This window comes from Mesorhizobium sp. M7A.F.Ca.US.002.01.1.1 (assembly GCF_004022955.1).
GTDB classification, from domain to species: Bacteria; Pseudomonadota; Alphaproteobacteria; order Rhizobiales; family Rhizobiaceae; genus Mesorhizobium; species Mesorhizobium ciceri.
On sequence record NZ_RZQE01000366.1, the window covers coordinates 1 to 6033 of the forward strand.

At 62.9% G+C, this 6033-nt stretch carries 5 protein-coding genes; all 5 read right to left on the minus strand.

All coding sequences use genetic code 11. The annotated features are described in order from the left end of the window. Positions 1 to 228 (minus strand): sigma factor (locus tag EN932_RS39105; RefSeq protein WP_281061555.1); only part of this gene is annotated, 228 nt, incomplete at its 3' end. Positions 229 to 303: 75 nt separating this feature from the next. Beyond that, on the minus strand, positions 304 to 3054 hold the full coding sequence (locus EN932_RS26630; RefSeq protein ID WP_127385411.1) for a DUF2339 domain-containing protein: 2751 nt from the start codon (positions 3052 to 3054) through the stop codon (positions 304 to 306). A gap of 82 nt (positions 3055 to 3136) precedes the next feature. After that, positions 3137 to 3655 carry a PaaI family thioesterase gene (locus EN932_RS26635; protein ID WP_127385412.1) on the minus strand — a complete coding sequence of 173 codons (519 nt, stop codon included), beginning with the start codon at positions 3653 to 3655 and terminating at the stop codon, positions 3137 to 3139. After that, entirely contained in the window at positions 3652 to 4428 is a 777-nt protein-coding gene (gene recO / locus EN932_RS26640) for a DNA repair protein RecO (protein ID WP_128369172.1), read from the minus strand. Before recO ends, EN932_RS26635 begins: the two co-directional genes overlap by 4 nt. A gap of 132 nt (positions 4429 to 4560) precedes the next feature. Further along, a complete protein-coding gene (locus EN932_RS26645; RefSeq protein WP_024503065.1) occupies positions 4561 to 5697 on the minus strand; it encodes a porin in 1137 nt (378 codons plus the stop codon). Between the last annotated feature and the right edge of the window lie 336 nt (positions 5698 to 6033).

Genomic DNA, 6033 nt, shown 5'->3' on the forward strand with positions numbered 1-6033 from the left:
CCGCACAAGCGCCCGCTCGAGGCAATCCTGGACAAGGTCGTCGGCAGCGTCGCGGTCGCGCAAAAGCGAGCGTGCGTAACGGCGCAGGCGCGGTATTTCGCCAAGGATTGCTGCCTTCTTTTCGTCCATGACCGCTGGTTTCGAGGTCGCCCTTGTTGATCTGGATTGAACGCGCCTTCCGGGCGCGGCGCAAGCGGCCAGCGCGAAGCGGTCTCCCGCCCCGGTCACCCAAGCAATGAGATAACGAGCCCATTGGCCGATTTATTCCCGGTCGGGGTGAAATCTTATTGTTCTTGCTTGCCTTTATCCGTTTTCCTTCGCCGCCCGTGTCAAAAGCCGCTGATAGAACAGGCCGATACCGATCAGAACCGCGCCGAGGCCGATGAAGGATAGCGCCCGGAGTACGCCTTCCAACTCCGACATGTCGAATATGAAGACCTTCAGCACGGCGATCGCGATCAGCGCGGCCGAAGCGATGCGCAGCACCTGCGATTTCAGCCAGACGCCAGCTGAGAGCAGCGCAACGCCAATTACCAGCCAGAGCGCCGAATAGGTGTAGGTTTCCAACTGGCCGAGGCCGCTCCACAGGCCGATGAATTCGCCCTTGAACAGGCGCCTCACCGACAGCGTGGCATAGGCGAAGGCAAGCGCGGCAGCCACCACGGCCAGCATCTGCGCATACCATTTTGGCCGCTTGTCCCTGGCGTAGAGCGCCAGTCCCCCGGCGGCGACCGCCGGCAGGAGATAGGCGAGGAACAACAGGTTGAACACCGGGATACGGCCGGTCGATTCGTCTGTGAAAAGCGGGTTCAGCACCACGAAGTGCCGGATGACGATGAAGCCGACGGAGATTACGCCGATGGCCATCGAACCATAGCGCAGCACCGAGCTTGGCGAGCGCATGTCGATAGCGACCAGGATTGCGCCGGCACCGATGGCGATCAGGGTGTAGATCGACTGTTCGGCGAGCGTCATGGCACCCGTGTCGATGACGCCACCGTGCATGGCGTGGCGCACCAGTATGGCGAGCGTGAGCAGCGCAAACAGTGCCGCTGCCGCCTCCATGGCAAGGCGCGGCCGGCCATTCGTTGTGCGCGCAAGCTGCCAGGCGGCAAAGCCGAAGGCCAGCGCCGGCACGCCGTAGCCGGGCAACAGCCAGTTGAACACCGGCGTCGTCGACAGGAACCCGGCGCCGACAATGGTCGGGTCGAAGGCGACACGGCCAAGCACCGCGATCACCGCGCCGACCGAAATCCAGCCGAGCACCGGATAGACGCGCCAGCGCGTGGCCAGCGCCGGCACAATGGCCGCCGCACCGAGCAGGATGGTGGTCCAGCCGGAATCGAAAGCCATATGCATCAGCAGCAGCCCGGCGATGGCCGCGCCGCCCAGGGCAAACGACACGGCGATGCCGCCCTTGAGCGGCGGCTCCTCGGCCCGCGCGATCCACTCGCCGCCGGCGGCGAAAATGACGACCAGCAGTGCCGCTGCGGCGGCGTAGACAGGGTCACGGTCGAGATTGCCGAAAGTGAACCAGAGCGCCAGCAGGACGACCAGCGGGACGATGACGCCCCACGCTGCCCATGAGGCCGCGCGGATCTGCGTGCCGGCGGCGAACCGGCGCGCGGCCCAGAAGCCGGCGCCGATGAAGACCAGGCCGAGTGCGATGCCGATGCGCAAGGTCAGCGCGTTGGACGTGGCCACCGGCAGTCCGTCGACGCCCAAGGCGCCGCCCGAAAAATCGGAAGCGATCAAGGTTGGCGGGATGATGCCGAGATAGATCAGCACCGTGACCAGTCCCGCGGCATAGAGGAGCGGCAGCGCCAGCGGACGATAAAGCGTGACCGCCACCATCGCGGCGATCACCACCGCGCCCGGCAAGGCATAGCTGGCGGCAGCAAAGGCCGGGTCGACCGACAGGCCCAGTGCCGAGAATGCGACGAACAGGCCAGGCACGATGGACGGCCAGTCGAAAGCCCTGTCTGGCGTGGTTTCGTCGCCACGGCGAGCGAGCCAGACAAGGGCGAGCACGGCCAGCGTGACGGCGTCGATGAACAGGATCGCAGAGAGCTTCGCCCCCGGCGCATCGGTCATATAGAGAATGGTCCAGACACCGGTGCCGAAAAAGGCAGCCGCCATCAGCAACTTCCAGTCGCGCATGCGGGCGATGACGCCGGTGGCGGCAAGCACGATGGCGAGATAGCCGAACAGCGCCCAGGGATTGGGTGCCTGCGAGGCGACCAGCACCGGCGTCACCATGGCGCCGACAAGGCCGATGCCGGCCAGCGCCTGGCCATGGACAAGGGCTGCCGCGATCGTCGCCACGCCGATGACGCCGAGCAGCGTGAAGGCGAGTGCCGGGCCGATGAAGCCGTAGATGCCATGCGCGGCATAGACGGTGCCGAACAGGATGAAGGCACCGGCCGCTGCCAGGATCGCCGGAATATAGGCGCCCGCGGCGCCTTGTACGGGCATCTTGAAGCCGGTGCGGCGGACGAACTCGCCGCCGGCGACCAACACAAGGCCGAGCGCGCCGGCCATGGTCAGCCGTACGCCGGGGCCGAAAATGCCGGCTTCGATGGTGTAGCGGATCAGGAACAGACCGCCCAGCGCCAGGGCGATGCCGCCGACCCAGACCGCCCAGCGGGTGCCGAGCGCGGTTTCGACATCGGATTGGCGGGCGGCTTTCGTCGCTCCGGGAAGCTCCGCGGGTTCCACCGCCTTCGGCGCCGGTTCTGGAGCGGTCCACGGCCCGGACACGATCTCGCCGGTCGAGTCTTCCGTTTCCGTGGCTGGCGCCGGTGCGGCGACCGGCTCGCTTGTCGCTGGAGAGGGAATGTCGGCCGCTGCCGCAACGGCTGGAATCACATCGGCGGGTGCGTTGTCGGCCACCGCCTGTTCGGACGGCTTGGCCGCCGGCGGCACGGCTCCCGAGAGCACAAGGCTGCGCAGCGCGCCAAGCTCACGCTCGACAAGGCCGATGCGGCTCTGCTGACGCGAAATGATGACGAACAAGGCGATGATGGCGACAAGGCCGATCAGGCTTTCAAACATGGCGGTTCCCCCAAACCAGGCCAGTTTTCACTGACATTCGTCGTACTGACATTCAAATGCGGCGGCCAAGCGGCCAGAAAACTCAGCGCGCCGCCAGATTGGCGGCCGGAAAGATCGAGCATGTTTCGGTGCCGAAAGCCAGCAGCTTGCCGCCGGCATCCTTCAGCGTCGCTTCCGACACCGCCAACGTGCGGCCCTTGTGAACAACCCTGCCCTCGCAGACCACCTCGCCGGTCTTCGGCGTGATGGGACGCGTCAAATTCACCTTGAACTCCGCCGTCGTATAGGCCTCGCTCTTTTCGAGCAGCGTCTGCACGGCACAGGCCAGTGCCGAATCGAGCAGCGTCGCCGCCCAGCCGCCATGCACGCTGCCCAGCGGGTTGAGATGGCGCTCGCTCGGCATGCCACGAAAGACAGCGCGCCCTTCCGAGACTTCGGTGAGAGTGAAATTCAGCTGAAAGGAAATCGGCGGCGCCGGATACTTGCCGTCGACGATGCGCTGCAGCAATTCCAGACCGGTGTATTTCAGGATATCGGCGTGCGGAATGGTGCCGAGCCCGAGCGGTGAGACCCGGCCAGGATAAAGTTCGACCTCGCTCATGTGATGATTTCTCTGGTTGCGTCCTCGCCAGCTATGGCCTTGCCGCGCGCGTGATGTTTGCGCAAGGCGGCGAGGAAGCCGGTACGAGCGTCCGGCGGCTCGATGCCGCGCGGCTCATAGACATGGCGGTTGAAGAAGAAGCCGGTGAGCCGGAAGGCGTCGTCGACATCAGCCGCATCGGCGCGCAGGCCGGAGCCGCGCTGTAGGAAGGCCGGCAGAGCCAGCATCTTGTCGCGCCATGGCAAACCGGCTTCGCGCGATACCGCGCGTCCCGACTTCGGCGAGACATAGGCCAGGTCCTGTCGCGTGCCGGTGGCGGCACATCGACTGAGATCGAGGCCGAAGCCGAGTTCGTCCAGCACCAGAAGCTCGAAGCGCGCCACCAGTTCTCCGGCAACGTCGGCGTCGTCGAGATGGACGATCATCACGGCAAGCGTTTCGTAGAGACCTTCATGCGCGTCGCGCTCGGGCACCAGGCGCAGATGCGCGGCCATGGTCTGCAAGCCGTAGACGGCGACGGCGCTGTCCATCAACCGGGCAGCATTCATCTCGATCGCTTCGGCCTGGAACGTGCCGAGATGTTCATCAAGGCGCGCACGCCACAACAGGTCGACGCGATTGCCGGGCTGGAGGACGGGCTGCTGTTTGCGCGAACGGCCGCCGCGAACAAGGCCGAGATGACGGCCATGCGCTCGCGTCAGCACCTCGAGAATGGCGCTGGTTTCGCCATGCTTGCGGGTGCCGAGAATGATTCCCTCGTCGCGCCATTCCATTTCAGGAGCTTTTCACCGATCGGGTGGCGAAATCAAGGTATGGGCTTGGCTCCTGGGTAACTCTCACACCAATGCATAAAAAACCGCCCGCAGCGATGTGCTGCGGGCGGGCTGGTGAGGTCAGTCGATCTGCTAGAAATTGCGCTGGAAGCGGACGATGCCGCCGACGCTGCTCTTCTTGTCGGCCTTGGTCCAGTTGTTGAAGTCGAAGTCGTCGAATTTTCCTGCATTGAGGTAATCGACTTCAGTCGTGACCGTAAAGCCGGGCACAATGGTATAGGCAACGTTGGCAGCGACGCCGAGGTTCTTCCAGTCGTCATAGGAAATCTGGGCGTTGAACGAGGTCTTCTCGTTGAACTTGTAGGTGCCGCCACCCCAGACTGCCCAGTTACCGCCCCACGGCTTGTATTGGGTACGGCCTGTGCCGAAGTCGTTGATGTTGTCGTTGGTGCCGTAGCCGCCCATGACGAACAGCGTCAGTTCCTTGCTGACGTTGACGTCCAAACGGACCTTGCCGGCCACTTCCTCATAGTTGCTGTCATAGGCCACGACGCCAGTGATCGCACCCCAGTCGCCCTTGTACTTCAAGCCGCCGACGACATGCGGAACATAGCTGTCGATGGTGTTGACGGCGGTGCCTTCCTCAAGCGAGACCACGCCCGTGAAGCCGCTGCCAGCGTCGAAGTAATAGCTGATGAGATTGGTATCCTTGACACCATACGGGATGAGCGTGTCCTGGATGACATTGCCGGCATAACCGATGAACTGGTCGTATACCGTTTCATCCTTACCGACGCGCAGACCACCGAGCTGGATCCAGGCGAAATTGAGGGTGGTGGTCTTGTTGCCGGCCTGCCAGCCGGTGCCGTCGCCTGTATAGTCGCCGGAGGAGTTGCCGAACTGGAAGCGAGTTTCGGTAAAGGTCTTCAACGTGCCGAGTTCGGTTTCCTGGCCGGTATAAGTCCTCAGCGTGAAGCGCATGTTCTTGTAATAGGTGTCGTGCCTATCGCCGTCCATGTGATCGGCAACGTTGTTGGCGCCATCGAGCGAGCCGGAATCGCCGACGCCCATGTCGTAGCGGAGATAACCGCCGATGCGCAGGCAGGTCTCGGTGCCCGGAATATAGAAGTAGCCGGCGCCGTAGACGTCGCAAATCTTGACGTATTCGGCCGGTTCCGGTTCGGCGACGACGACAGCGTCGGCGGCGCGCGCGCCGCTGACCGCGATCAGGGCCGCGGCTGAGCCGAGAAGGAGGCTCTTGATGTTCATTTTCTGACCTCTCCAGTCATAGTTATAAATGGCTTCGGATTTGTGGCTGGCGGCAATGTTTTCCCGCCTCACCCCCACAACGAAAAAGGCTCACACCGCTCGCCCTTTTCAGCGGCGAACATACCCATCGATCATCTGCCTTCAATGACGATTTCCGAAATAATGCCAATTCCGTGAACAGATTAATGCTGTGTTGCACAAATAACACTTTCCGTGACGGCGAATGGCACAAGTGGCACAACGTCACATATTGAATATATATATGGGATACTTTCGCGGCCAAATATAATTCAACGTTTTATATTTCTAAAAATACCGCACAATGTGGAATATCTA